General features: G+C 65.5%; 21 protein-coding genes. 13 read left to right on the forward strand and 8 right to left on the reverse strand.

The window, feature by feature from the left end; all coding sequences use genetic code 11:
• Positions 1–57 precede the first annotated feature (57 nt).
• From B2W55_RS24170 to B2W55_RS24190, 5 genes are all read right to left on the reverse strand, one after another.
• Complete coding sequence (locus B2W55_RS24170; protein WP_024579552.1) at positions 58–642, reverse strand: hypothetical protein; 585 nt, start codon at positions 640–642, stop codon at positions 58–60.
• Positions 635–1,411, reverse strand: coding sequence for a metallophosphoesterase family protein (locus B2W55_RS24175; RefSeq protein WP_024579553.1), 777 nt, complete (start codon positions 1,409–1,411; stop codon positions 635–637). Before B2W55_RS24175 ends, B2W55_RS24170 begins: the two co-directional genes overlap by 8 nt.
• A 7-nt stretch (positions 1,412–1,418) precedes the next feature.
• Positions 1,419–2,696 carry a hypothetical protein gene (locus B2W55_RS24180; RefSeq protein WP_145987185.1) on the reverse strand — a complete coding sequence of 426 codons (1,278 nt, stop codon included), beginning with the start codon at positions 2,694–2,696 and terminating at the stop codon, positions 1,419–1,421.
• Entirely contained in the window at positions 2,663–3,061 is a 399-nt protein-coding gene (locus B2W55_RS24185) for a hypothetical protein (RefSeq protein WP_192827261.1), read from the reverse strand. The genes B2W55_RS24180 and B2W55_RS24185 overlap by 34 nt, the downstream gene beginning before the upstream one ends.
• A gap of 137 nt (positions 3,062–3,198) precedes the next feature.
• A complete protein-coding gene (locus tag B2W55_RS24190) occupies positions 3,199–3,492 on the reverse strand; it encodes a hypothetical protein (protein ID WP_024579556.1) in 294 nt (97 codons plus the stop codon).
• A gap of 251 nt (positions 3,493–3,743) precedes the next feature.
• Here B2W55_RS24190 and B2W55_RS24195 point away from each other — a divergent pair, with 251 nt between their 5' ends.
• The 8 genes from B2W55_RS24195 (at position 3,744) to B2W55_RS24230 (ending at position 13,509) form a co-directional block, all read left to right on the forward strand.
• Positions 3,744–4,922, forward strand: coding sequence for a polysaccharide biosynthesis/export family protein (locus B2W55_RS24195; protein WP_029878840.1), 1,179 nt, complete (start codon positions 3,744–3,746; stop codon positions 4,920–4,922).
• 477 nt (positions 4,923–5,399) lie between these two features.
• Positions 5,400–7,676, forward strand: a complete 2,277-nt coding sequence (locus tag B2W55_RS24200; protein WP_024579558.1) for a polysaccharide biosynthesis tyrosine autokinase — start codon at positions 5,400–5,402, stop codon at positions 7,674–7,676.
• Positions 7,677–7,700: 24 nt separating this feature from the next.
• Positions 7,701–8,459, forward strand: coding sequence for a class I SAM-dependent methyltransferase (locus B2W55_RS24205; RefSeq protein ID WP_024579559.1), 759 nt, complete (start codon positions 7,701–7,703; stop codon positions 8,457–8,459).
• Positions 8,460–8,462: 3 nt separating this feature from the next.
• Positions 8,463–9,578: a glycosyltransferase family 4 protein gene (locus B2W55_RS24210; RefSeq protein ID WP_024579560.1), complete on the forward strand. Its 1,116-nt coding sequence runs from the start codon at positions 8,463–8,465 to the stop codon at positions 9,576–9,578.
• On the forward strand, positions 9,575–10,864 hold the full coding sequence (locus B2W55_RS24215; protein ID WP_024579561.1) for an O-antigen ligase family protein: 1,290 nt from the start codon (positions 9,575–9,577) through the stop codon (positions 10,862–10,864). The genes B2W55_RS24210 and B2W55_RS24215 overlap by 4 nt, the downstream gene beginning before the upstream one ends.
• Entirely contained in the window at positions 10,861–12,180 is a 1,320-nt protein-coding gene (locus B2W55_RS24220; RefSeq protein ID WP_029878841.1) for a polysaccharide transporter, read from the forward strand. The genes B2W55_RS24215 and B2W55_RS24220 overlap by 4 nt, the downstream gene beginning before the upstream one ends.
• Complete coding sequence (locus tag B2W55_RS24225; protein ID WP_024579563.1) at positions 12,177–12,803, forward strand: class I SAM-dependent methyltransferase; 627 nt, start codon at positions 12,177–12,179, stop codon at positions 12,801–12,803. The genes B2W55_RS24220 and B2W55_RS24225 overlap by 4 nt, the downstream gene beginning before the upstream one ends.
• A 34-nt stretch (positions 12,804–12,837) precedes the next feature.
• On the forward strand, positions 12,838–13,509 hold the full coding sequence (locus tag B2W55_RS24230; protein ID WP_029878842.1) for a class I SAM-dependent methyltransferase: 672 nt from the start codon (positions 12,838–12,840) through the stop codon (positions 13,507–13,509).
• 21 nt (positions 13,510–13,530) lie between these two features.
• On the opposite strand, the gene B2W55_RS24235 is transcribed toward B2W55_RS24230, so the two are convergent.
• The 3 genes from B2W55_RS24235 to B2W55_RS24245 form a co-directional block, all read right to left on the reverse strand.
• The gene (locus tag B2W55_RS24235; RefSeq protein ID WP_024579565.1) at positions 13,531–14,247 is read right to left on the reverse strand and encodes a class I SAM-dependent methyltransferase; all 717 of its coding nucleotides are present in this window, start codon (positions 14,245–14,247) and stop codon (positions 13,531–13,533) included.
• A gap of 8 nt (positions 14,248–14,255) precedes the next feature.
• A complete protein-coding gene (locus B2W55_RS24240) occupies positions 14,256–15,566 on the reverse strand; it encodes a nucleotide sugar dehydrogenase (protein WP_024579566.1) in 1,311 nt (436 codons plus the stop codon).
• 115 nt (positions 15,567–15,681) lie between these two features.
• Positions 15,682–16,980: a glycosyltransferase family 4 protein gene (locus tag B2W55_RS24245; protein ID WP_024579567.1), complete on the reverse strand. Its 1,299-nt coding sequence runs from the start codon at positions 16,978–16,980 to the stop codon at positions 15,682–15,684.
• 117 nt (positions 16,981–17,097) lie between these two features.
• Here B2W55_RS24245 and B2W55_RS24250 point away from each other — a divergent pair, with 117 nt between their 5' ends.
• From B2W55_RS24250 to B2W55_RS24270, 5 genes are all read left to right on the forward strand, one after another.
• The gene (locus tag B2W55_RS24250) at positions 17,098–18,336 is read left to right on the forward strand and encodes a glycosyl hydrolase (RefSeq protein WP_244442135.1); all 1,239 of its coding nucleotides are present in this window, start codon (positions 17,098–17,100) and stop codon (positions 18,334–18,336) included.
• A 110-nt stretch (positions 18,337–18,446) separates the two neighbouring features.
• Entirely contained in the window at positions 18,447–20,633 is a 2,187-nt protein-coding gene (locus B2W55_RS24255) for a bi-domain-containing oxidoreductase (protein ID WP_024579569.1), read from the forward strand.
• A complete protein-coding gene (locus tag B2W55_RS24260; protein WP_024579570.1) occupies positions 20,630–22,621 on the forward strand; it encodes a heparinase II/III family protein in 1,992 nt (663 codons plus the stop codon). Before B2W55_RS24255 ends, B2W55_RS24260 begins: the two co-directional genes overlap by 4 nt.
• Complete coding sequence (locus B2W55_RS24265) at positions 22,618–23,769, forward strand: glycosyltransferase (protein ID WP_024579571.1); 1,152 nt, start codon at positions 22,618–22,620, stop codon at positions 23,767–23,769. Before B2W55_RS24260 ends, B2W55_RS24265 begins: the two co-directional genes overlap by 4 nt.
• 650 nt (positions 23,770–24,419) lie before the next feature.
• A complete protein-coding gene (locus B2W55_RS24270) occupies positions 24,420–25,862 on the forward strand; it encodes a calcium-binding protein (protein WP_024579572.1) in 1,443 nt (480 codons plus the stop codon).
• Positions 25,863–25,876: the final 14 nt, after the last annotated feature.

Here is a 25,876-nt window from a genome sequence, read left to right on the forward strand (position 1 = left end):
CGCGTCAAGACAAGAAACCTGAAGCTCCGTTCCGATTCCATCGAAACGGGAAAGGCTCTAGTGCGGAATGTCCTGGCCGGCGTCCTTGAATTCCTGCTCGATGATGTGCCGGTTGGCGTCGCCAGCCACGCGATAGGCCTGGCCGATCGCGCCCTTCAGCTCCGGCGCGCGGCTGAGGATCAGGCGAATCTGCCGGCGCAGCAGATCGACGAGCTCCACGTCACGCGCCGTGTCGACCTGCGCCAGCAGGATCAGGCGCGGCGCGATCAGGTCGCTGCGGTTGAAGCCGGTGTAGTAGGACATCTTCAGCGCCCGCGACGCGGTCGGATTCAGCCAGTCGAACCGTCCGGTCGCCGAGGCGAGGCCGAACCAGGCGCCGGCGTCCATCGGTGAGAGGCGAAGCGCGCGCGTGAAAGCGGCTTCGGCGGCCTCGGGCGAGGCCGGCAATTCGCTCCAGCCGTCGCGCAGCCACAGCTCGCTCCTGACGACGCCGATGCCTGCCGCGCGCGCCGGTCGGGTACGCAACGCATCCGCAGCGAGCCACCATGCCGACAAGGCCAGCGTCACGGCGCCCACCAGCACCGCGACCGGCACGAATGCCGGTGACAGCCGCTGCGCGCGCTGCACGACCGCGTCAGTCATGGCGCGCCGCGGGGGAGCCGGTCATCAGCAGGGTTCGGCGCGGGCCCTCGAGCTTGACGCAGGTCAGGCGGCCGGTCGCATAGGCGCCGGTGTCGACATTGATGCGGTTGTGCAGCAGTTCGGCCTCCTGCACCGGCGTATGGCCGTGGACCACGATCTTGCCGAAATCATCCTCCGACACCAGGAAGTCGTCGCGGATCCAGAGCAGATCCTCCTTGCGCTGTTGCTTGAGCGCGATGCCGGGCCTGACGCCGGCATGCACGAAGAAATAGCGGCCGTGCGAGTAGGTGATCGGCAACGAGCGCAAAAACGTGAGATGGGCCGGCGGCATCTGACGGATCAATTGCTTGGCGAGCGCCCTGCGTTCGGCGACGCCGGGATTGGGGGAGGGCGACAGTCCATAGGACATCAGCGTTTGCAGGCCGCCGAACTGTCGCCATCGCGCCAGCATCTCGGGATTGACGAGGAATTCGAGCAGGCAGGCTTCGTGGTTGCCGAGCAGGCAGACCACCTTCCGCGTACGGCGGCGCTGGTCGAGCATCGCGATCACCTCGCGCGACTCCGGCCCGCGGTCGACGTAGTCGCCGAGGAACACCTCGATCACCCGTGCCGGCCGCGTGCTGCGGATGTCGGCGTCGATGCGGGCGCAGATCTCGTGCAGCAGCTCGGCGTGGCCGTGGATATCGCCGACGGCATAGATGCACGTCTGGTCGCCCGCGTGTTCGCGGTCGTCAGTCTTGCCGACAAGGCGCCGGATCAGGTTGCGCATCCGAGCTCTAGCCCGCTTGCAGCCGGGACCGGCTGATCCGCTGCGCCAAACCCGTTCCGATCACGGCTCCCAACACGATGACTCCCGGTAGCGCCGGCAATTCCGGCAAGGTGAATGCGGCGAGCAGCAGCGTCAGCAAGACCGCTGCCGCCGCCGCGGCATAGGACCAGTCGCGACCGCGATTGCGCGCTCCAATGGTGAACGCGGCGATACCCGCGATCGTGACCAGCAGTCCTGTCCAGAACATGGCGGGACCGAACTGGGCGATCAAGGCGGCGGCGCTGGTCGCCACCACGGGCCGCGCCGTCGGACCCTGCCAGTCCATATAGGTCGATGCCAGCGTCGCCGTGGTGCCGGCGCCGCTGCCAAGCGCGGGCAGGTCGGCGAGCAGATTGTGGCTCGATTGCACGACGTCAGCGGGCGCGTCGGCGAAGGCCACGGCCAGCGCGACGTCGGCATGGCGGTTGGCGACCGCCGTCGCCAGCGCGATCAACGCGATCGCCGCCGCGGCGCCAGCGCTGCTCCAGCGATGCAGGTGAAGCCTGCGCGCGGCGAAGGTCATCAGAACCAGGGCGATGCCGGCGGCGACTGCGATCGCGGCGCCGCGATGCCCATACCAGCAGGCGCTGGCGATGCAGACCGCCGTGCTCGCGGCGAGCAGCCAGCGCAGCCGCGTGGAGCTGCCGCCATCGGCACGTTCACCGCCATCGAGTGCGCGGGCGAGCGCGAGCGGAATACCCGCGAGGACGATGACGAGGAATCCGTCTGCCTTCGCGCCCGGCGCGGCGGCTCCGAGGCAGGCTTTGAGCGGATCGCTCGAGAGCAGCAGGATCAGCGCGGCAGCCAGTGCTGTCGCGGCGATGGTGCGGGCCACCATATCGGCGCGCTTGCGGTCGATCGCGACCGCGGCAGCGCCGATCATGACCGAAAGCAGTGTCAGCCAGAGCAGCAGCGCGCCGAGGCTCGCGCCGGTATCGATCGTGATGCTGCCGCTGAGCGGCGCACCGAGCGTTTCGCCGGCGAACTTCCACACCGGATGCGCCAGGCTCGGCAATGGAAGCATTTGCAGGACGATCCAGAGCGTGGGCACGAGTGCCGTCGCGACGGCAGGGCCGGCAACCGTCTTGAGGAAGCCCAGTTCACCCGGCCGGATCGCGATCAGGCTCGCCAGCAGGCCGAGCGCCGCTGCGGCGCCGACCAGGCCGGTGGCGAGCGAGGCGTCGAGCAAACCAACCGGAATTGACGCCCCGATCAAGATGCAGATGAAAGCCGTGACGTTCCACACGGGAGGTGCGGGTCCTGGGAGGGATGTGAACGCAAGGCAGCGGGATGCCCCGGGCTCGCCGCGAGGTCAACGGAAATCGGGAGTGTGCCATGCGCGGCTAGGGCCTGCCGCGCCGATGCGGAGCGGCGCCCGGCCGGTGCGTCGGCGAGCGGGCGGGACCAGATCAGCGGCCCGAACGTGCTCGCGAGATATCCGATCTGAAGCGCCGCGACGGCTGCGACCATCAGCAACGCGGTCTCCAGCCTCGAGGCTTCGGTGGTGGCCAGCAGCGCGAGTTCCGCCAGCGCCACGGGCACCAGCGCGAGACAGCGCAGGCGCAGCCCGAGAACTCCGCCGGCGATCAAATTACCGAGGAAAACAAACAACATAACGAAACCCTGTGCCCGGGCATTATCGAGCCGCGGCCCCTAAGCTGCGGTTAACCGGGCATGTCGCTTTGAACCGGTCACGTGCGAATGCCGGCCGCAGTCTGGTGGGTGGTCATTTGTTAATTTGTTAGCGCTCAGAACGGGCGCAGGTCGCCATAGCTGTAGGCGGCCCAATAGTCGCGGCCGCCATATGGGCCGTAGGCGCCGTAGAGCGGGGCGCAGGAGTAGCGATCCGGGCAGCCGTGCCAGCAGACCCGCTTCCATTGGCAGAGATTGCCACGACAATATTGCAGGCGCTGACAGTCATTGCCGACGCGGACAGCCCGTGGTGCCCGGGAAACGCCGAGTTCCGCGGCATAAGCGACAGAGCCGCCAGACAGCGACAGCGCGGTCGCCAGTGCGATTGGCAGTGCCGCGATGCGGGTCATCGAACCCCCGGGTCGGTTATCACAAACTATCTCATCCAGAGATAATCGGAATATCACGCGAAATCAAAGCCGGAATGCTGTCTTACGGGTATGACACCCGTGACGCCGCCGGTGTCGCCCAATTGCCTCACCACTATAACATTCACTATCGATCATAGCACAATATATCGCCGAACCTTGTGGCTGCGATGATCGATATGTTACGGCACGTCCGGAGTAGAGTGATGCCGCGTTCGAATTTCAGTCGGGTCATGTTTTTGCTTGCGGCTGCCGGATTGGTCGGCGGTTGCCACTATATGCCGACCAACGGTCCCACCAGTTCGGACCTTCTCGCCGGACAGCAGGACCCGGAAAGCCTGCCCTATGCAATGGTCAAGATCACGCCGCAGGTCGAGAACGTGCTGGCATCGTTCGCGCCACAGCTCGCCGGGGGCATCCAGGGTCCGCCGCCCAAGGACATCCGGTTCGGCATCGGCGACGTCGTCAGCGTCACCATCTTCGAGGCTGCGGCTGGCGGCTTGTTCATTCCGGCCGAGGCCGGCGTGCGCCCGGGCAACTACATCACCCTGCCGAACCAGAACGTCGATACCGACGGCAACATCTCGGTGCCCTATGCCGGCGCGATCCGGGCCAAGAACCGCACGCCGACCGAGGTACAACGCTCGATCGTCGATGCGCTGAAGAACCGCGCCATCGAGCCGCAGGCCGTCGTCGCCCTGATCGAGCAGCGCACCTCGCTGATCTCGGTGCTCGGCGAGGTCAACACGCCGAACCGCTTCCCCGCCAATGCCGCGGGCGAGCGCGTGCTCGACGCGATCACGCGCGCCGGCGGCCCGAAAGGGCAGGGGTTCGACACCTGGGTGATGCTGGAGCGCGACGGCAAGCGCACGACAGTGCCGTTCGGCCAGTTGGTCTACGAGCCCAAGAGCAATATCTACGCCCATCCCGGCGACACCATCTATGTCTATCGCGAGCCGCAGACCTTCGTCGCCTTCGGCGCCTCGGGCGCGCAGGGCCAGTTCAATTTCGAGGCCTGGCGGATCTCGCTGGCCGAAGCGGTCGCCAAGGCGGGCGGCCTGAACGATGCCGCGGCCGACCCGGCCTCGGTGTTCGTCTATCGCGGCGAATTGCCGGAGGTCGCCGCCAGGCTTGGCATCGACGTCGGCAAATATTCCGGACCGATCATCCCGGTCGTGTACAACATCAATTTCCGCGATCCGGCGGGCTATTTCCTGGCGACGCGCTTCCAGCTGCGCAACAAGGACGTGCTGTATGCGTCGAACGCGGCGTCGGTCGAGGACGCCAAGGTGATGCAGCATATCCGGCTCGTGACCGCGACGGTGAACGATCCGATCGTGGCTGCCTACAATGCGACGCTGCTGCGCAATTCGATCAAGTTCGCGGTGCCGGCGCAGACCGCCCTGCAATGATCGGCGCATCGCGCCGGGTCGCCGGCGATGGCGCGGCGTGCGCCGATGTTGTCCATGGATCCCGACGATTAACATTGGTCCGGTGGGGCGTGCCCCGGGGCGATCGCAAGGCTATTTAATTGGCGCGATAACCTCGACTATGCTAACTAACTGTTAGTCGTCGTCAGGGAGATAACCGTGTTCACATTCGAGCGATCCGGCGGCTTTTCTGCGCCGGGTCAGGCGCTGCCCTTGATGTTGGCGGCCGGCGTCGCTGCGAGGGCGCAGGCCCCTGGTGCACCGTGCGGGCTCTCCCGGGCGATCGGTGCGGGCGCCGGCACCACAGCTATTTCAACCGTTACTCCTTGAGCGGGCTTGCGATTGCCGATGGCGAACCCTTTGCAGCAATGCGTTTCGGTGATGGTGGCGCGACGTATCCCGGGATCATTGGAGCGCGCGAGGGCAGGATCCGTCCTGCCGCCGCGGCGATAGGACGAGATGCTTCAGCGCAACCAGATTCCGCCGTCTCTCGATCTGAGAAATCGCCCGGCCGAACTGCCGTCGCTCGCGGAAACGTTCGACGCCTTCATCTCCTATCTGCTGCGGCAGTACTGGATCATCCTCGGGACCGCCGGGCTCTGCTTGTTCGCCGGCATCTGCTACCTGATGACGGCCGCGCCGAGCTATACCGCGCTGGCCACGATGATCATGGACACGCGCAAATTCCAGGTCATGCAGCAACAATCGCCGGTCACTGACGCGCCGGTCGATTCCTCCGCGGTCGAGAGCCAGGTCGAGATCTTGAAGTCCGAGAACGTGGCGCTCGCGGTGATCCGGGACCTCAAGCTCGCCGACGATCCCGAATTCGTCGGCTCCAGGACGGGGGCGGCAGGTGCGGTGCTGGATTTCGTGTCAGGCCTGTTTACACGCCGCGCGCCGCTCTCCGAATTCGACCGCACCCGTCGCGCGGTCCGTACCTTCCAGAAGCAGCTCGACGTCCGTCGCCGCGGCATGACCTATGTGATCGAGATCAGCTTCCGTTCGCTCGATCCCGAGCGTGCCGCGCAGATCGCCAACGCCGTCGCCGACGCCTACATCGTCGATCAGCTCGATTCCAAGTATCAGGCGACGCGTCGTGCCAGCGTCTGGCTGCAGGACCGTATCCAGGAGCTGCGCTCGCAGGCATCCAATGCCGAGCGCGCGGTGCTCGACTACAAGAAGGCCAACAACATCGTCACCTCCAGCGGCAAGCTGCTCGACGAACAGCAGCTCGGCGAGCTCAACACGCAGCTGGTCCAGGTGAAATCGCAGGTCGCCGATGCCAAGGCCAAGCTCGACCGCATCGAGGCGGTGGTGAAGGCCGGCGCACCGGATGCGACGGTTGCCGATACACTGAACAACCAGGTCATCACCAAGCTGCGCTCGCAATATCTCGAGCTTGCCAATCGCGAGGCCGATTGGTCGTCGCGCTATGGCTACAACCATCTGGCTGCGGTCAATCTGCGCAACCAGATGCGCGAGGTCCAGTCATCGATGATGGACGAGCTGAAGCGGCTCGCGGAGAGCTACAAGAGCGACTATGCGATCGCCCTGCAGCGCCAGAACGAGATCGAGCGCGCGGTCAATGAATCGGTGTCGCAGTCGCAGTCCACCAACCAGGCGCAGGTTACGCTACGCGAGTTGCAGAGCTCGGCGCAAACCTATCGCTCGCTCTACGACAATTTCCTGCAGCGCTACATGGAGAACGTGCAGCAGCAGTCGTTCCCGGTCAGCGAGGCTCGGGTGATCACCCGCGCCTCGCGCCCGCTCAGCAAGAGCCATCCGCAGACCCTGGTCGTGCTGGCGATCTCCACGCTCGGCGGCCTGATCGCCGGACTCGGGCTCGGGGTGTTGCGCGACCTCTATGACCGCGTGTTCCGTACCGCCGACATGGTCGAGGCGATCCTCGACACCGATTGCATCGCCATCGTTCCGCGCGTGCCGCCGGGGCAGATCAAGGCCGCGGTTGCAGCAGGCCGGCCCAGTCTTCCAGGCGCCCCGCGCGCGATCCAGCGCGGCGCCGAGCCGGTGCTGTGGGCTGCGATCGATGCGCCATTCTCGCGGTTCTCCGAGGCGATCCGTTCGATCAAGGTCAACGCCGACCTCAACGTCACCAAGCCGTCGAAGATCCTCGGCCTGACCTCGGCGTTGCCGAATGAAGGCAAGTCGACATTGGCCTTCGTGTTCGCACAGCTGGTCTCCCAAAGCGGCGCGCGCGTGCTGCTGGTCGATTGCGACCTGCGCAATCCCTCGCTGAGCCGCAAGGTCGCCGCGACCGCCGAGCGCGGCATTCTGGACGTGCTGTCGAACAACGCGACGCTGCACGATACGGTGTGGCGCGATCCGGAGACCGGGCTTGCCTTCCTGCCGGGAGCGACGCGATCGCGTATCGCGCATTCGCATGACGTGCTGGCCTCCGACCAGATGAAGGAGTTCATCGACCGGGCCCGCGGCCATTACGACTACGTGATCGTCGATTTCCCGCCGCTCACGCCGGTGGTGGACGTCCGCACCACCGCGCATTTCGTCGATTCATTCATCTTCGTCGTCGAGTGGGGCAAGACCCAGGTCCAGGTGGTCGAGCGCGCGCTGCGCAGCGCCCGCGCCGTCAACGAGAACCTGCTTGGCGTCGTGCTCAACAAGGCCGATATCGCCGCGATGAGCCGCTACAGCGGCTATGGCGGCAAGAACTACTATTACAATTCGCACTATGGGCGATACGGCTACACCGAGTGAGAGACCCGAGGCGATAGCCAGACCATGACGATGGAATTCAGCGTCGGACAGCACAACGCGCATTATGAGGGCGTCTACTCGGCGCACGAGCGCGATTGGCGGCGCGTCTGCGCGGTCGACAAGGCCGATCACATCGCCGGCCTGCTCGGTGCGTCGGCCGCCGCGGTCGGCAACGTGCTCGAGGTCGGTTGCGGCACGGGCGCCGTGCTGGCGCGGCTGTCGGCGGTCGGCGTCGGCCGGGACTTCACGGGCATCGACGTGATCGATCCCGCCACCAATCTGGAGACTGACGGCGCGGCCGCAGCCCCGTTTCACTGGTCGATCTATGACGGTGCGACGATTCCGTTCACCGACGGATCGTTCGATCTGGTCTATGCCAGCCACGTGCTGGAACACGTGCCGGAGCCGCGCGCATTCCTGCGCGAATTGGCCCGGGTCGCGCGAGGCTTCGTCTATGTCGAGGTGCCGTGCGAGTTGCACGCCCGGACCAGCGGCCGGGCGCTGCAATCGACGCTCGACATCGGCCACATCAATTTCTACACGCCCGACACGTTCCGCCTGGTGCTGGAGACCGCCGGCCTCGCGGTTACGGGCTTCGGCATCTATGACCACAGCCTGGCGGTACATGGATTCCATTCGTCGCAGGCGAGGGCGCTCGCCAAGAGCATCGTGCGCAAGACGCTGTTGGCGCTCGGCCCGGGCTTCGCGACCCGGCTTGCGACCTATCATTGCGGGGCACTCTGCCGGCGCGATGCGGCGGCCGCGTTGGCGCGGGACCGTTGAGCCATGGCACCGCGCGTGGTCGTCTTCAACAACATGATCACTCCCTATACCAACCGGCTCTACAACGAGCTGGTCGACCGTGGACTGGATCTCGCCGTGCTGTCCTGCACCGCGCAGGAGGCCGATCGATGCTGGGCCGGATCGTTCGAACCGCGTTACACCGCGCGCACCGTGCCCGGCCTGTCGATCCCGCTGTCGCGGTCGCGTCACACCCACGTCAATTTCTGGATCGGGCGCGCCTTGAGCGCGCTCGCGCCGGACCTGCTGTTCGTCAATGGCTTCTATCCCTCGATGCTGGCCGGCGCGGCATGGGCGCGCGCCAACGGCAGGGCGTTGGCGCTGACCATCGACGGCTGGCGCGAGACGATGCCCGATACGGCCTATCATCGTCTGGCGCGGCCCTGGCTGTTGCGTCATTGCGACGCTGTGGTGTGTTGCAGCGACAGGGGCAGGGACTATTTTCGCGGCGAGGGCGTGCGCGACGACGACCTGTTCGTGGTGCCGTTGGTGCCGGCATGGGGTCCGCCGGAAGACGTGCCCGCGTTCGACGAGCGGCCGTTCCACCTGCTCTGGTGCGCCCGCATCAACGACGATGCCAAGAATGCGATCTTCTTCGAGAACGTTGCGATCGCGCTCGGTCGGACCTTGCCCGGGCTGAGCGTCCGGGTGGTCGGCTCCGGTGCGGCCGAGCGGCGCATGCTGGCGCGGCTTGGCGCCGTCGGCATCGACGTCGCGCACGACGGCTATGTGCCGTGGCAGGCGATATCGGGGGTCTATCAGCAGTCGCGATTGCTGTTGCTGCCGTCGCTCCTTGAACCATGGGGCCTGGTGTGCAACGAGGCCTTGCAGTGCGGGGTCCCGTGCCTGGTGTCGCCGCATGTCGGAGCCGGTGGCGAATTGGTGCGTGACGGCGACAACGGCTATGTCCGAGCGCTGGATGAGCAGGCGTGGGTCGATGCGGCGCGCGCCGTGCTGGAGCATCCCGCGCGCTGGGAAGCGATGTCGCGGAGCGCCAGGCAAAGCGTGCTGGGGAATGCGCTCGCGGACGCGGGCCTGCGTTTCATGGCTGCGGTCGATCATGCTCTGGGGACGCCAGCCTTGCGGGAAGCAGCGCAATGATCGGGCGATGGCTGTCGCGCACCGATGTCTTTCTGCACGCCTATCTGGTGATGGTGCTCGGCTGCGTCTATTTCCTGTTCAATTTCATCGAAGGCATCTCGTTCGCCGAGAGAGCCGGTGAATCCACCCTGTTCCGCGGCGCATGGCTGCTGCTCTATGTTCTCCTGATACTGCACGTCGCGGTCGATCGGAAACGCTTCGGCGTTCTGCTGCTGCATTCGCATCTCTACCTTGCGTTCGTATCTGTCGCGGTCGTGTCGTTGGCCGTGAGTGCCGACGCCGCCGGTTCATCGGTCAAGTTCGCGATGTATCTCATGACCACGCTGTTCGCGGCGTGGGTCGTGATCCGCTGCCCGGTCGATCGTCTCGTCGACATCCTGTTCCGGATCGGGGTCGCCGTGCTGATCGTTCACGTCGTGCTGTTTCCGGTGATCGGCTCGCAATGGGACTATGATCCGCTGCATCGGCCGACAGTGCTCGGGACCCAGGCCTATGCGGGCATTTTTGGCCACAAGAATCTCGCCGGCGCCTTTTTTGGGCTCATGGCGCTGATCTGTTTCGTGCGCATGCTGGCGGGACCGCGGTGGCAATTCGGCTGGTCGCTGCTCGTGATGGCCTGCCATTGCGTTGCGCTTGCGGCGGCCGGCTCGGCCGGACCGCTGATCAGCATGGCGACGACGATCGCCCTGACCTTCGGGTTGTTGCTGGTGCTGCTCGGGCGCAGGGGCGCGGCGTCGATCTATTGGCTCGGGCTCGCTGCGCTTGCGCTGGTGGCCTACGTCGTGCCGAGTGATGAGTTGTATGGCCTGGTCGGCCGCAGCGACAATCTGACCGGACGCTCGTTTCTCTGGTCGGTGTGGCCGCATTTCTTCTGGCAGCACCCGTGGCTCGGCTACGGGTTTTCGGGGTTCTTCAACGAACTGCCGAATGCGCCCGTGAACGAGCTGACTCGGATGGCACCCTGGAACACCGAGTTCGGCTCGTTCGAGAACTCCTATCTCGATGCCTTTCTTCAGTTCGGCTTGCTCGGTGGGGCGCTCTATGTGCTGCTGCTGGCGCGGGCGTTGTGGAACACCATCGTCTTCACGTTCGAGCGGCAGGGGACGTACTGGATCGCGCCGTTTGCGATGCTGTTGTTCGTGGTGATCGCGTCAGCCAATGACTCGAGCCAGTTGCTGCACAATTATTTCGGCTGCGTGCTGGTGTTCTGGTGCTATTTCGGCCCGGAGGCCAGGTGGCAGGCGGCGCCGCAGCGGGTGTTCACCATGCGCGCGAGTGAAGCATGACGGCATTGACCGACAGGCCGGACCAAGTGGCCGCCGCAACAGGCGACGACGGTGTGCTGCACCGGCCGTTGCGCTGGCTGCGGCGCGTGGGGAGTAATGTCGGGCTCGGCCTGGTCGACCAAGCGCTGCTCAGCGGCGCGGCGTTCCTGCTGACGATCGTGCTGGCCAATGTGCTCGATATCAGTTCGTTCGGTCGGTTCAGCGTCGCCTGGTCGTTCTCGATCTTGGTCGAGGCGGTGGTCTTGCGCGGGCTGTTCGACGACGGCCTGCCGGCCACCGCGCATCGCATTCCGAAATCGCAATGGCCGCAGCTTCGGCTCGGACTGTATGTTTCGGCGCTGCTGGTCTCGGCGACGCTCGGCCTGCTGCTCGCGATCGCGGGCGTGGCGCTCGCCGCCGCGGGCAACGACGCGGGCGGACTGATGATCGTGACCGGGCTCGCAATCCCGGCGGTTCGCCTGCAAAGCATGTTCCGCCGCATGTCCTATCTCGATGGGCGGCTGCCGTGCGCCGTGATGTCATCACTGGCCTACTGTGCGGCACTTGTGGTCTCGACTGTGCTGATGATCGGTCTCAGGCTCACCGGCGCGGCTGCGGCGATGGCATGCATCGCGATCTCGGCTGTGGTCGCCGGCGGTCTGCTGCTGGCCTACACGAGCGAGCTGGCATGGCCGCAACGTCGGATCTTTCGTGGCTCGCTGCGGCGGCTGGTCAGGAATGGCCGCTGGTTCGTGGCGACCTCGCTGACCTACTGGATCGGCAGCATCGGCTTGATCCCGGTTTGCGGTGTTCTGATCGGGCTGCAAGCCAGCGCGTCGCTGCGGATCCTGCTCCTGCTGTTCGCGCCGCTGAGCCAGTTCTGCGCGACGATGTTCTCGGTTCGATTGCCGGAAATCGCTGCCGAGCTGCGCGCCGGCAGGCGCGGTGCGGTTGCCGCCGCGGCTCGCGAAAATGCTCTGCTGCTCGGATCGATCGCGGCCGCCTATGGCGCGTTGGTGGTGCTGTTCGGGCAGCGCATCCTGGCGCTCGTGATTCATGGACCGGGCTATGAGATCGGGATCGGCAGCCTGGGCCTGATGGCCGTCGCGATGGGGCTCGACGCGGTGTGGCTCGGCCTCGCGTTGCCGTTGTTCGCGACCGGCAAGCCGCAACGGTTCATGCTGAGCCGGATCGCCGGCCTCGTCGCGTTGTGCGGTGTCCTGCCGCTGGCGGCAGCGGCCTGGCAGGTGATGGGCGCCGTTGCGGCGATGGTCGCCTCCAGCGCTGCGTCGGTGATCGTCGTGGTGTGGACCAGCGCGGTGCGGGAGCGGCCATGACCGACGACGCGCATGGCCGCTCGCTGCCGAAGCTGCATATCGGTGCCTTCAACTGCGGCATCGAGGCCTGGATCAACACCGACATCACGATGCATCTGTGGATCGCGAAGCTGCCGTTCGCGGCGAGGGCGCTGCATCTCGCCGGCCTGCTCAGCGATGCCCGCTATGCCGAGCACCGCCTGGGCAGGTTCGACGGGCTCCGCTATATGGATCTGACCAAGCCGCTGCCGTTCGCGGACCGCAGCCTATCGGCGGTGTTCAGCGCGCATGTCTTCGAGCACCTGTTTCCCGACGAGGTCGAGCGGCTGTCGCGTGAGATCGCTCGCGTGCTAGCGCCCGGCGGGGTGTGCCGCATCGTCGTGCCCGATATGGAACGGATCGTCGCGCTTTATGATCCGGCCGCGCCGCAGGCTTTCCTCAGGGGCGTATTCGAGATCGAGCGTCGGGGCGAAGTGGCGTTCGCGCATCACTGGGGCTTTACTCGCGCGTCGCTCGCGGCGTTGTTCAGTGCGGCGGGCTGCTCGCAGACCTACACACGAGCCTATCGTGAAGGCGTCTGTCCCGACATCGACCGGCTCGACAACCGGCCGGACGAGTCGATCTTCTTCGAGGCCATCAAGTGAGCGCGACAGGTCAAACGCTGGCGGGAGACGGACATTGCTGAGGGCAATTCAGGCCCGATTTTCCAGTGTAGCACGCAGGAGGCGCGGCGAATTCCTCGTCCGTACCGTCAACGTGCCGCTGGATGCGAAGATCCTCGATCTCGGCGGCGGGAGCGGCCGGCACATCCGCGCGATCCTGCCGTACCACACCGACATCACGGTCTGCGACATCTCGGCGGACGATTTGACAGCCGCGCGCGAGCGCTTCGGCTTCAAGACAGTGCTGCTGCGGGAGACCGAGCGGCTGCCGTTCGACGATCAGGCGTTCGACTTCTGCTTCTGCTCGTCGGTGATCGAGCACGTGACCGGGCCGAAGCAGCGGGTCGTCACGATCGCGAGCGACGCGGCATTCCGTGACATTGCCCGGGCGCACCAGAACCGATTTGCGGGCGAGATCGCGCGGGTCGCGAAGTCGTTCTACGTGCAGACGCCGTACCGCTATTTTCCGATCGAGAGCCACACCTGGCTGCCCGGCATCATCGTCTTGCTGCCGAGGCGGATGCAGATTTCGGTGATTGAGCAATTCAACCGCTTCTGGTTCAAGCGGACCGCGCCCGACTGGCATCTATTCGACTGGCGCGAGATGACGGAGACGTTTCCGGACGCCCGGATCTACCGTGAACGATATCTCGGCATGACCAAGTCGCTGATGGCGATCAAGGCCTGACGCAGCCCACCGATCGCCGCATCAATCGTCGCGCCGCGCCAGCACGTTGATCAGCGTGCCCACGGCGGCCCGGCGATCGAGCGCCGGCGGGAGCGGCGAACCGGCAAAGCCAGCAGCCAGCATCGAGAGGCCGTGCTGCCGCAGCAGGTCCTGCATGGCGGCCAGCGAGGCGTCGAATTTGGAGTATGTGAGATAGCGGAACAGCGGTCGCGGCGACATGCGCAAGGACGCGGCGTGAGCGAGCTTGTAGCTCCGGCGCAGCAGCGAGCCGCGGTTCGGGATCGAGACCAGCAACAGCCCGCCGGGTTTGAGCACGCGATGGATCTCGGCGAGGCACCGTGTAACGTCCGGGACATATTCCAACACGCTGGCGCACAGCACGCCGTCGAAGGCGCGATCCGCGAACGGCAGGCTCTCGATCGTTGGGATCTGCCTGAAAGTGAGCCGTTCGGCGAGCCTGCCGTCGGTGCGGTGGGCGCGTGCGGCCGCGACCATGTCCGGCGATGCATCGACGCCGGTGACGTTGCAGTTGCGCGCGGCGAGCAGGCGGGCGAGCGTTCCGGTGCCGCAGCCGGCATCCAGCCAATGCTGTCCGGAGAGATCGGTTGTCCCGAGCAGACCGAACATCGCGGCGGTGCGTGCCTTGAAGGTGCGGCCGCGATGCAGCGTCTCCCACGCCGACGAGATCTCGTCGTGAAAGCGGATTTCGGGACGCTCGATCTGGCCCATGGTGGCCATGGTGATCCCTACCAGTGGAAACCGTTCACTTTGGCGCGGACTTGTTCGGGCAGTCCGATATCCGACAGTTCGAGCACGACCTGGTCGGGACGGGTTGCGGTCAGCGCCGCGACGAAGCGTGGATCGGCCGTCGTCAGCACGATGATGTCGGCCCACTCGATCGTCGCCGTCACGTCGTCATGCAGCAGGCCGACCAGGTCGGGGTTGCGCATCAGGAACTCACGGTTGGCGCCGATCAACTGCGACAGCTGCACATTGGGGTCGAAGATCCGGATGTCGCGCTGCTCGCCGAGCAGGCGCTTGACCAGCGCCACGAACGGGCTTTCGCGGACATCGTCGGTGCCGGCCTTGAAGCTGATGCCGAGGAACGCAATGCGGCGGCCGTCATGCGACAGGATCCAGTCGGTGCCGCGCGACATGATCATCTCGTTGCTGGGCAGGATGCTTTCGAGCACCGGCGCCGACAGGCCGCGGCTGTGGGCGAGGTGCCTCAGCGCCTTGACGTCCTTGGGCAGGCAGGAGCCGCCGAAGGCAAAGCCCGGGCGCAAATAGGCCGCCGAGATGTTGAGCCTGGTGTCCTGCATGAAGATGTTCATGACGTTGCGGCCGTCGATGCCGAGCGTCTTGGCGATGGTGCCGATCTCGTTGGCGAAGCTCACTTTCAGCGCATGCCAGCTGTTGTCGACATATTTGACCAGCTCGGCGGTCTCGACCGGCGGGGTGATCTTGGCGCCCGGCAGATCCTTGTAGAGCGCCATGACGCGGTCGGCGGTGTCCTGGTTGAAGGCGCCGACCACGGTCTTGGACGGCGCGTTGAAATCCGCGATCGCGCTGCCTTCGCGCAGGAATTCCGGATTGAACGCGAGGTCGAAATCGCGGCCGATCTTGTTGCCGGAGGCTTCCTCGATCAGCGGACCGACGGTGCCGCGGGTGGTGCCCGGCAGCACGGTGGAGCGGATCGTCACGGTATGCGGTGCGTTCTTGGCGCGCAGGCCACGACCGATCTCGATGGCGACCTCCCGGATCGCGGTCAGGTCGAGATTGCCGTTGCCCGACGAGGGCGTGCCGACGCAGACCATCGAGATGTCGCTGTTGACGATCGCCTCGGTGGCATCGGTGGTCGCGGTCAACTGACCGGTCGCGACCGCGCGCGCCACCTTGTCCGAGATGCCGGGTTCGATGACCGGCGAGCGGCCTTTACGGATCAGGTCGACCTTGGCGACGCTCTTGTCGACGCCGATGATCTGGTGACCGAGTTCGGTGAAGCAGGCCGCGCAGACCGTTCCGACATAACCCAGGCCGAAGATACTGACGTTCATGCTTCGACCTTCACTGATCCGGACATGCGGGGGCGCGCGGCGGTGCCGCGCCCGATCGCTGACGGCGCAGGCGCCATCAACCGATGCTCTCGAGTTGGGTGAAGCGGCAGGGCAATCAAGGCGATGCCCGCCCGGCGGCAGCTTTGGCGTTGGAGGCCGGCGCGGACGGCCGCTCGGTGGTCGTGCGCGGTGCGCGGCCCGGCAGCGGTGCCTTCCTGGTGAACAGCGCCTCGTAAGCGGCGAGCAGCTTCGGCTCCTCGTGCGTCCAGGACAATTTGCGCTCGACGCGGCTGCGGCCGAATGCCCCCATGGTCTGCCGCTGCGCCGGATCATCGATCAGCGCAATGATCTTGTCGGCGAAATCGATCGGATCGTTCTTCGCCGCATAGAGCGAGGCGTCGAGCGCCGAGCGCCGGCCCTCGCGGACGTCGAACTGAACGATCGGCCGTCCGAGCGCCATGTACTCCATGATCTTGTTCATCGTGGAGATGTCGTTCATCGGTGTCACCCGGTCCGGATTGACGCAGACATCCGCGGTCGAGAGCATCGTAAACAATGCGTCGTCGGCGATCGCGCCGGTGAAGGTCACGTAGTCGCAGAGCCTCATCTCCGCGCAGAGCGCGACGACTGCGTTCCATTCCGGCCCGGTGCCGGCGATGTTGAACTGGACGTCGGTACGTCCGAGGTCGTGCACGATGTGGCCGATCGATTGCAGCAGCAGGTCGATGCCCTCGGATTGGCCGATCACGCCGACATAGCCGACGCTGTGGCGCCGGCCGTTGCGCCAGGCCGGATCGACCGGGCGGGAGCGCACCCGCTCGAGATTTGGGCCGGAGCGCACCACGAACACCCGGCTCGCCGGCATCCGGCCGCGCGCGATCGCGATCTCGCGATAGGATTCGTTGGTTGCGATCGAGATGCTCGCCGTCTTGAAGGTGAGATACTCGACCAGCCGCAGCAGATGCCAGAAAATGTCCCTGCGGCCGAATTTCGCTTCGTAGAGCTCGGGATTGACGTCGTGATGATCGAACACGAAGCGCTTGCCGCCGAGCCTGAACAGCAGACCGACCAGGAAGATCAGGTCCGGCGGATTGCAGCCGTGGATCACGTCGAAGCCGTGCTTCCAGGCGACCTTGGTCGCGAGCCAGGTCTCCCAGAACAGCGCGACCGGATATTCGATCAGGTAGGCGGCGATGCCGCGCGCTTCCACCGGCATCGGATGACGGTAAATGTGAATACCCTCGAGGCATTCGTAGGATTCGTCATGGCCGCGGCCTTTCGGGCAGATCACCGAGACCTCGTAGCCCGCCTTGCGCAGCGACGTCGCTTCGCACCACACCCTGCGATCGAAAGGAACCGGGAGGTTCTCGACGATGATCAGGATCCGCCGCGGTGATGGTTCAGCTCTCGACATTTGCGATGATCTATATCATTGACCTAACAACATCACAATCAGACTAACATTGGAATTAACATGCGCGGCTTCCATGATGCAATCCCTGTGCGGATGTGACGGCGACGAGACACGGACATGGCAGGCACGTTGAGGGATTGGGGCAGCGGGGCATTGATTGCACTGGTTTTGAGCACGCTGGTGCCGTTGGCTCACAAATGGCCGCTGCGATGGAATGCCTCACTGACCACCGATGCGCTCGATGCGAGCCGTGTGAATGCCGTGATCCCGCCGACGTTTTTCGGCATGACGGTCAACGCGATCGGTTCGTCGCAGCCGTGGCCCGAGATCAGGTTTGACGGCGTCCGGCTGTGGGGCGCGATCTATTGGGCGCAGGTCAATCCGGCGCCCGGCTTCTACAACTGGGCGCGGTTCGACGCGATCCTCGCAGCCGCCGAGCGCGCGCATGTCGATATCGTTCTCAATCTCGCCTTCACGCCGCGATGGGCGGCCTCGGTGAAGGATGCGCCGCCGGCGTTCACGCCGGGCGCGAGTTCGCCGCCGGCCGATCTCGCCTCATGGGATGATTGGGTGCGGGCGGCAGTCACGCGCGCCGCCGGACGCATCAAATACTTTGAAATCTGGAACGAACCCGAGGATCCCAAATATTATTCGGGCGATATCGCGACCATGGTCGAGATGCAGAAGCGGGCCTATCAGATCATCAAGGCCAGCGATCCCGGCCTGGTGGTGCTGACGCCGTCGTCCAACGGCACGCCGGACGGCTATCGTTGGCAAGAGACCTTCATGGCGCAAGGTGGCGGACAATATGCCGATGTCTTCGCCTTTCACGGCTATGTCAGCGAACCCGAAGCCGTGATCGATGTCATCGCGCGGTTCAAGCAGATGCTCGCCGCGCATGATCTGTCCGGAAAGCCGATCTGGGACACCGAGGCCGGCTGGTCGTCGAAGGAGGACAATCCGGATGGATATCTGGCCCGGGCCTATATCCTGAAATGGATCAATGGCGTGGATCGCGCCTATTGGTACGAGTATGCCGGCGGGGGCGGCGACTTCGGCAAATTGTGGGATCCGGCGCGCGGGCTGCTGCCGGCCGGAAAAGCCTACCGCACCGTGCAGTCGTGGCTGGTCGGCGCCAGCGTCGTGGCCGCCACTCGCACGTCGCCATCGACCTGGTGCGTCGAGCTTCGCATGCAGGATGGCCGCAACGGCGTGATCCTCTGGACCACCAGGGGCCGGTCGGCCTATCGCGTCGAGCCGCGCTACAGCCGCTACGAGGGGCTGGACGGCGGCGAAGGACCGGTCGTCAACGGTATGGTCGAGATCTCGCCGAAACCGGTCCTGTTGCTCGAATGATAACTATGTTAATTCGCCCGCAATGGGATAATTGTGACATCGTTCCTGTCTTCATCGCGCAAGGCAGGCGCGATACAAGGGCGCTGTTAACGCGAGGCGGTTGACCGACTGTGAAGCAGATCGCGCAGAACTATAAGAGCGGCGAACTCAGGCTGATCGATGTGCCGGCGCCGCGCTGCCGGCCCGGCGGGGTCGTGGTGCGCACGGCGTTCTCGGCGGTGTCGACCGGCACCGAGATGATGAAGTTCACCGAAGGCCGCCTGTCGCTGCTCGGCAAGGCCCGCGCGCGCCCCGACCAGGTCGCCAAGGTGGCGCGCTCGGTCCGCCAGCAAGGACTGCTCGCGACCTATCAGAAGGTGATGAACCGCCTCGATTCCTACACGCCGCTCGGCTACTCGCTGTCGGGCATCGTTGTCGAAGTGGGCGAGGGCGTCAGCGGCTTCTCGGTCGGGCAGCGGGTCTGCTGCGGCGGCAATCAATATGCGACGCATGCCGAATACAATTGGGTGCCGGTGAACCTCTGCGTCCCGGTGCCGGACGGCGCCGCGCTCGACCAGGTCGCCTTCACCACGATCGCCTCGATCGCGCTGCAAGCGATGCGGCAGTCGGAAATCCGACTTGGCGAGACCGCCTGCGTGATCGGCCTCGGCCTGATCGGGCAGATCCTGGTGCGCCTGCTGCGCAGCGCCGGCGTCGTGGTGGTCGGGCTGGACCGGCTCGACGCACGCTGCCGTCAGGCCGAGGCTGCGGGGGCCGCCATCTGCGCCATCGCATCCGATGATGCGGCGGCCGGGTTTCGTGCCCGGATCGACCAGTTGACCGCCGGCAGCGGCGTCGATTGCGTCTTCATCACGGCGGGCAGTGACGATCCAGATCTCGCATCGCGTTCGGCGGCGCTGCTGCGCGACCGCGGCCGCATCGTCGATATTGGCAAATGCACGCTGAACCTGCCGTGGAATGAATTCTACGACAAGGAGCTCGACGTCCGGTTCTCGCGCTCCTATGGCCCCGGGCGATACGACCCGCTCTACGAGGAGGGCGGCGTCGATTATCCGATCGGCCATGTGCGCTGGACCGAGCGGCGCAACATGGAAGCCATCGTCGCGCTGCTCGCCGATCGACGGCTGGATTTTTCCTCGCTGATCTCAGACGTGGTGCCGCTGGAGCAGGCGACGTCGGCGTTCGAGCGCATGAGCCGGGGCGAGGTCGGCCTCGGCATGGTGTTCGCCTATCCGGAGGCCGCTCCGCGCACCATGCGGATGACGTATCGCCCGGTCGCGGCACTGCATGGCGGACGGGTGCGGCTCGGCGTCATCGGCGCGGGCAATTATGCCTCCAGCATGCTGCTGCCGCAGCTTGCGAAGGACGATCGCGTCGATCTCGTCGAGGTCGCGACCAATACCGGCCTGAGCGGTGCCACCGCGGTGCGCAAGTTCGGCTTCGCGCGCGCCTCGACCGATGCGGCCGCGGTGCTCGCGGCCGACGACATCGATGCCGTCTTGATCGCGACCCGGCATGCCTCCCATGCCGACCTCGCGGCGCGGGCGCTGCGTAGCGGCAAGGCGGTGTTCGTCGAAAAGCCGCTCGCGATCGACACGGATTCGCTCGATCAATTGGTGCAGACCATCCACGACACCGGCAACAACAGGCTGATGGTCGGCTTCAACCGCCGCTTCTCGCCGCTGCTGCAGGACATGCGCGCGGCGTTCGCGCCGGCGGGCCCGCAGACCCTGCAATATCGTGTCATCGCCGGCCCGCTGGAGAAATCATCCTGGTATTTGCAGGCCGAGATCGAAGGCAGCCGCTTCGTCGGCGAGGGCGGCCATTTCATCGACCTGTTGTCCTGGTGGCTCGGCGTCGAGCCGGTGCGGGTCTCCGCGAGCGCAGCGGGCAAGGACGTCGACAATCTCCTTGCCACTCTCGACTTTGCCGACGGTTCGGTCGCGAGCCTCAGCTATCTCACCGGTGGCGATCCGAGGGTGCCGAAGGAAGCGCTCGAAGTGTCGGCAAGCACGGGATTTGCCCGCTTCGACAATTTCTCCAGTTTCGAGGTCTGGCAGGCGGGACAGCGCAGGGCCGGGAAAGCGCGGCTCGACAAGGGCCAGCAGCCGATGCTGGATGCCTTTATCGCGGCAGTCGCATCGGGGGGCGCGATGCCAATCGCGCTCGATGCGCTGCTTGCGACCACCCGCGCGACGCTCGCGGTCCAGGCGAGCGTGGCCGCGGGGATGCCGGTCGATGTGAGGCCTGCGGCAGCAGAGCAGGGCGTCGCGCGCGCCTCGACCGGCGCGAGATGAACTTCGCCTGGTATCTGCGCAGGCTGCGGCGCATGGAGCCGTCCGAGCTTGCCGGACGGGTGAACGATCAAGTGCTGCGCTCGCTCTGGCAGATCGCTCCGCCCGACATCGCGCAACGTGCCAAGTCTCGGCTCGCTCCCGGTCCACTGACGCCGCGCCTGAAGCCGCTGCCTTCGCCGGCAAAGGCGCCGCGGCAGGCTGCCGAACGGCTGATCCAAAGCGCCGACCAGATCCTCGCCGGACGCTGCCGGATCTTCGCGAGGGATCACGAAGCCCTGGGCGAACGGCCCGACTGGTTCGTCGATGCCCGCAGCGGCAAGCGCGCGCCAGCCGACATCTATGCGTTTGCGGTCCCCTATCGCGACGAGGCCGCGGTCGGCAACATCAAGTACATCTGGGAGCCGTCGCGGCACCACCATCTCACGATGCTGGCGTCGGCCTATTATTTGACCTCGGACGAACGCTACGCCCGCCGCGTGGCCGAGCATCTCGCCAGCTGGTGGCGCGAGAATCCGTTCATGCGCGGCCCGCACTGGATCAGCGGCATCGAGCTTGGCGTGCGGCTGATCTCGTGGGCCTGGGTGCGCCAGTTGCTGCAAGACTGGCAGGGCGCGCCGGCGCTGTTCGAAGACAATGAGCTGTTCGTGACGCAGCTCCACGCGCATCAATATTGGTTGTCACAGTTTCCGAGCCGGGGCTCGTCCGCCAACAACCATCTCATCGCGGAGGCCGCCGGGCAGTTCGTCGCCGCCTGTGTGTTTCCCTTCTTCAGCGACAGCGCGCGCTGGCGCGCGCAATCCTCCAGCACCTTGGCACACGAAGCCGTTGCGCAGACGCTGGCCTGCGGCAGCAACGGCGAGCTTGCGACCGACTACCACGGCTTCGTGCTCGAGCTGCTGCTGGCGGCGGCGGTGCAGGGCGAAGCCTCGGAGCATCCGCTCGACGATGCAGTCTGGACCACGATGTGCCGCATGAGCGATGCGCTTGCCGCGATGCTGGACGATCGCGCGCGTCCGCCGCGCCAGGGCGATGGCGACGACGGCATCGGCCTGCTGCTCGACGATCACGGCGGCAATCGCTGGCTTGGCCTGCTCGCCACCGGCGCGCGCCTGTTCGGCGAGTTGCCGTGGTGGCCCGACTTGCCGGAGCCCGATCTGCGCACGTTTGTTCTGACCGACGGCATCAGGGCGCGTATCGTGGCCGCGCGGCCCGAGCGCCGCCCGTATCAGCTCGACGGGGCGGGCCAGACCTTTCTCGTCGATTCCGACCGGGCAGTGTGGTGCCGCTGCGACCATGGCCCGCATGGCTTCGGCCGGATCGCGGCGCATGCCCATGCGGACGCACTGTCGCTCGAATGCAGGATCGGCGGCGTCGACGTCCTCGCCGACCCAGGCACCTATTGCTATCACGGCGATCCGCGATGGCGCGCTTTTTTCCGCTCCACGCTGGCGCACAACACGCTCCGCTTGTTCGCGCGCGATCAGTCGGCGTCGGGCGGGCCGTTTCTCTGGACACGGCATGCGCAGAGCCGGCTGGTCGCATCAAGCGGCCTCGATGACCGTGATGCGGATGCGAGCTGGGTCGCCGAGCATACGGGATATCACGACGATGCAGGTCGCCTGCATCGCCGTTCGGTGCAATTGCTGCGACAGGCGGCACGGCTCATCGTCACCGACATGGTGCTCGATCAAGAGGGGCTTGCGCTGCCGGCGAGCCTGAGCTGGCATCTGGGTCCCGATGTGGAATGTAGGCTCGAAGGGTGCACGGCGCAGCTGTGCTGGCCGGGCGGCCGAGGCGAGCTCGATCTGCCGGCAGGACTGAACTGGACGACATATCGCGGCGACGAAAACATCCCGGCCGGCTGGTATTCGCCGTCCTTTGATCTCAAGGTGCCCGCGACCTCGCTGATCGGCTCGGGGACGCTTGCCGCGGGCCAAAGCCTGGTGACGGAGCTGCGCTGGTTCACGGAGCCGGTGCGCCGGCCATGAGGATCCTGGTCGCTCACAACAGATATCAGGGACGCGGCGGCGAGGACGTCGTGTTCGAGGCGGAAGTCGCGCTGTTGCGTGGCGCCGGACACAGCGTCGAAACGCTCACGGTGAGCAATGAGGCGATCGATTCGCTCGCCGCGCGCGTCGCGACGACGCTGTCGATCGCCGACAATGCGACGGGCAAGCGGTTGGTCGCAGAGGCGATCGATCGCTTTCGCCCCGACGTCGTCCACGTCCACAATTTCTTCCCGCTGCTGTCGCCTTCGGTGTTCGATGTCTGTCGGCAAAAGCGCGTGACCGCGGTGGTGACGTTGCACAATTATCGCACCATCTGCACCGGCGGCATGCTGCTTCGCGAAGGTCGCGTCTGCCACAAATGCCTGGAGCATGGCCACGTCTGGGGCGTCGCGCATCGCTGCTACCGTGGATCGCTTCCGGGCTCGCTGGCCTCCGCCTACATGATTGCGCAGCACCAGCGCCGCGGCACCTGGACACGCCCCGGCCTGCGCCTGATTGCGCTGACGCAGTTTGCCCGGTCCCTGTTCATCCAGGCCGGGTTCGATGGCGGCCGGATCGACGTCAAGCCGAACTTCATGGCCGACCCGGGGGCACCTGATCCCGCGGAGCCGCGTGCCGGGCTGCTCTATGTCGGACGGCTGAGCCGCGAGAAGGGGCTCAGCGTGCTGCTCGACGCCGTTGCCGGAACCGGCATCCCCTTGCGGATCGTCGGTGAGGGACCTGAGCGCGTTGCGCTCGAGGCCCGCGCGGCGGGGCAGGTCACGTTCCTCGGGGCGCTCTCGCGCGTGGACGTGCTTCGGGAAATGGCGAAGGCCGAGGCATTGGTCGTGCCTTCGTTGTGGTACGAGGGATTTCCGATGGTCGTGGTCGAGGCCTTCGCGCAAGGCACGCCGGTGATCGCCTCCGAGATCGGTGGATTGGCCGAGGTGGTGAGCGCTGGCCGGACCGGCGTCTTGGTGCCGCCAGGTGACGCGGCTGCGCTCCGGCAACGGATCGGTGACGTGCTCGGTGCCCCCGATCGGGCCGCATGGGGGAAAGCTGCGCGCGCCACCTATCTGGAGCTCTACGCGCCCGGCGAGAATCTCCGGCTGCTCGAGGCGATCTACGCGCGCGCCGTCGGTGAATGACCGCGGCGGATCGGCGGTTCGCCCTTGCGATTGCCACCCTCGTCCTGGCAACGAGTTGCGACAAATCTGCTGTTAATTTGTTATGATGGATGGTCCGCCTGCGCCGCCAGGTTCGGGCGGCGGTGAGGCGGTCCTGATTCTGGGTCTGATTCCAGGGCTTTCGCTCGCGCGGACATCGGGACCCGCAACCGGAATGCGTCATGACGCCGGTTCGATCGCCGGCCAGTTGCGAAGTTTGACACTTTTTTGGATGCGCACTCATACGGCGCAGAAATATTTTTTCAGCGCAGAAAATCTCGCCGAACCGCGCGCAGAATCTGCAAAATTCGGCGCCATCCGCAGTCCCGGGGCCGCGTTGAAACCCCGTATAATCACTACCCTTTTTTGCGTCGCGGCTAACATTCGAGCTCGGTCCGCATCGAGCGGTTGCGTGCACGCGAATGGGCGTTAAGTCTCACATAAACCTCATGGAACCAGATGTTAACGGGCCATTGTTGATTGACTCTGTGGTATTGCGGACTTAACAATACACTTAACAAGTTCGCAGTGTGCGTCCACATTTGAGTTGCGTCGCAGCAAAGTGGTTGTGAATCAACGGCTTAGGTGTGAACGGGCGGCTTGCATCCCGATCCCAAGCAGGGGCTATCTCGATGGCGACTTACAATCTTGACCAGACAGACCTCAAGGCAGCGCTAAATGCCACAATCGATCATTCGACCCAGCAACAGATCATCAACTACCTGATCAATGCCGGGATCGGATACACCAGGCCGGACGACGGCTCGACCGTTCCGGTACAGGTGGGGGCCGCGATCTCCAACCCGGATCCGGAGACCAACGTCCTCATCGAAGTCAACCCGAACAACACGGTCAATACCGACGCCAACCTGAAGGCGATCATTGAAGCCACCGACAAGGACGTCACGCTGACGGTGAACGGCAGCACTCCGGTGCTGGTCGCGACCGGCAACGGCAACGACACCATCTACCTCAACAACAGCGGCGACACGACGGTCCTGGCCGGCAACGGCAATGACACGATCTACGGCGGTTCCGGTCACGACTCGATCAGTGCGGGTGCCGGCAACGACGTCATCATCGACAATCTTTCCGGGCACAGCACGCTGGATGGCGGCGCAGGCAACGATCTGATCGTCGGCACCGGCGCCGACACGCTGATCGGTGGCTCTGGCAACGACACGCTGATCGGTGGCGCATCCTCCGAGCTGCATGGCGGCAGCGGCAACGACGTGCTGGTGTCGGGCAGCACGGTGGGCAATTCCAGCACGCTGTATGGCGGCACTGGCGACGACCGGCTGTACGGTGGTGCGGGCGACGATCGCCTGTTCGGTGGCGACGGCAACGACACGTTGACCGCCGGCTCGGGTAACCAGGTTCTCTATGGCGGCAACGGCAACGACGTCCTGATCGGCGGCTCCGGCAACGATCAGCTCTACGGCGGGAACGGCAACGACGCGCTCTACTCGAACTCGGATGCGTCGCACGGCTCGATCCTCGACGGCGGTGCCGGCAACGACTCGCTGTATGGCGGCGCTGGTGCCGACACGCTCTATGGCGGCGCCGGCAACGACCTTCTGGTCGGCGGCACCGGAACTGTTGCGGAGTATGGCGGCAGCGGCAACGACATCCTGTATTCGGGCAGCGATGCGTCGCATGCGACCAAGCTCTACGGCGGCGACGGCAACGACTCGCTCTACGGCGGTGCCGGCAACGACACACTGTATGGCGGCTCCGGCCACGATACGCTGATCGCCGGTTCGGGCAATCAGACGCTGATCGGCGGCAATGATGGTTCGTCGTTCGTCGGCTCGGCCACCGGTACGGCCTCGATGGTCGGTGGCTCTGGTCAGGACTACTTCTATCTGTCCAACCTCCACAGCAACGACACCATTGACGGTGGCGCCGGCAGCAAGGACTCCCTGACGTTCCTTGACCACGCTTCGACCGATGTGGTCGACATCACCGCCGGCAAGGATGGGTCCCTGGACATCAACTTCAGCAACGGCCAGGTGACCCAGATCAGCAACATCGAATACCTGATCTTCAACGATGGTCACTCGACCAAGCTGTAAGATCCTAGGTCCGC

Origin of the sequence: Bradyrhizobium sp. UBA2491, from assembly GCF_002341725.1 — a bacterium.
Taxonomy (GTDB): domain Bacteria; phylum Pseudomonadota; class Alphaproteobacteria; order Rhizobiales; family Xanthobacteraceae; genus Bradyrhizobium.

What these genes read in the sequence shown, in the direction of transcription:
- B2W55_RS24170 (WP_024579552.1), bottom strand. Translation starts at nt 642, where the DNA reads ATGACTGACGCGGTCGTGCAGCGCGCGCAGCGGCTGTCACCGGCATTC.
- B2W55_RS24175 (WP_024579553.1), bottom strand. Translation starts at nt 1,411, where the DNA reads ATGCGCAACCTGATCCGGCGCCTTGTCGGCAAGACTGACGACCGCGAA.
- B2W55_RS24190 (WP_024579556.1), bottom strand. Translation starts at nt 3,492, where the DNA reads ATGACCCGCATCGCGGCACTGCCAATCGCACTGGCGACCGCGCTGTCG.
- B2W55_RS24195 (WP_029878840.1), top strand. Translation starts at nt 3,744, where the DNA reads ATGTTTTTGCTTGCGGCTGCCGGATTGGTCGGCGGTTGCCACTATATG.
- B2W55_RS24200 (WP_024579558.1), top strand. Translation starts at nt 5,400, where the DNA reads ATGCTTCAGCGCAACCAGATTCCGCCGTCTCTCGATCTGAGAAATCGC.
- B2W55_RS24205 (WP_024579559.1), top strand. Translation starts at nt 7,701, where the DNA reads ATGACGATGGAATTCAGCGTCGGACAGCACAACGCGCATTATGAGGGC.
- B2W55_RS24210 (WP_024579560.1), top strand. Translation starts at nt 8,463, where the DNA reads ATGGCACCGCGCGTGGTCGTCTTCAACAACATGATCACTCCCTATACC.
- B2W55_RS24215 (WP_024579561.1), top strand. Translation starts at nt 9,575, where the DNA reads ATGATCGGGCGATGGCTGTCGCGCACCGATGTCTTTCTGCACGCCTAT.
- B2W55_RS24220 (WP_029878841.1), top strand. Translation starts at nt 10,861, where the DNA reads ATGACGGCATTGACCGACAGGCCGGACCAAGTGGCCGCCGCAACAGGC.
- B2W55_RS24225 (WP_024579563.1), top strand. Translation starts at nt 12,177, where the DNA reads ATGACCGACGACGCGCATGGCCGCTCGCTGCCGAAGCTGCATATCGGT.
- B2W55_RS24235 (WP_024579565.1), bottom strand. Translation starts at nt 14,247, where the DNA reads ATGGCCACCATGGGCCAGATCGAGCGTCCCGAAATCCGCTTTCACGAC.
- B2W55_RS24240 (WP_024579566.1), bottom strand. Translation starts at nt 15,566, where the DNA reads ATGAACGTCAGTATCTTCGGCCTGGGTTATGTCGGAACGGTCTGCGCG.
- B2W55_RS24245 (WP_024579567.1), bottom strand. Translation starts at nt 16,980, where the DNA reads ATGTCGAGAGCTGAACCATCACCGCGGCGGATCCTGATCATCGTCGAG.
- B2W55_RS24250 (WP_244442135.1), top strand. Translation starts at nt 17,098, where the DNA reads ATGGCAGGCACGTTGAGGGATTGGGGCAGCGGGGCATTGATTGCACTG.
- B2W55_RS24260 (WP_024579570.1), top strand. Translation starts at nt 20,630, where the DNA reads ATGAACTTCGCCTGGTATCTGCGCAGGCTGCGGCGCATGGAGCCGTCC.
- B2W55_RS24265 (WP_024579571.1), top strand. Translation starts at nt 22,618, where the DNA reads ATGAGGATCCTGGTCGCTCACAACAGATATCAGGGACGCGGCGGCGAG.
- B2W55_RS24270 (WP_024579572.1), top strand. Translation starts at nt 24,420, where the DNA reads ATGGCGACTTACAATCTTGACCAGACAGACCTCAAGGCAGCGCTAAAT.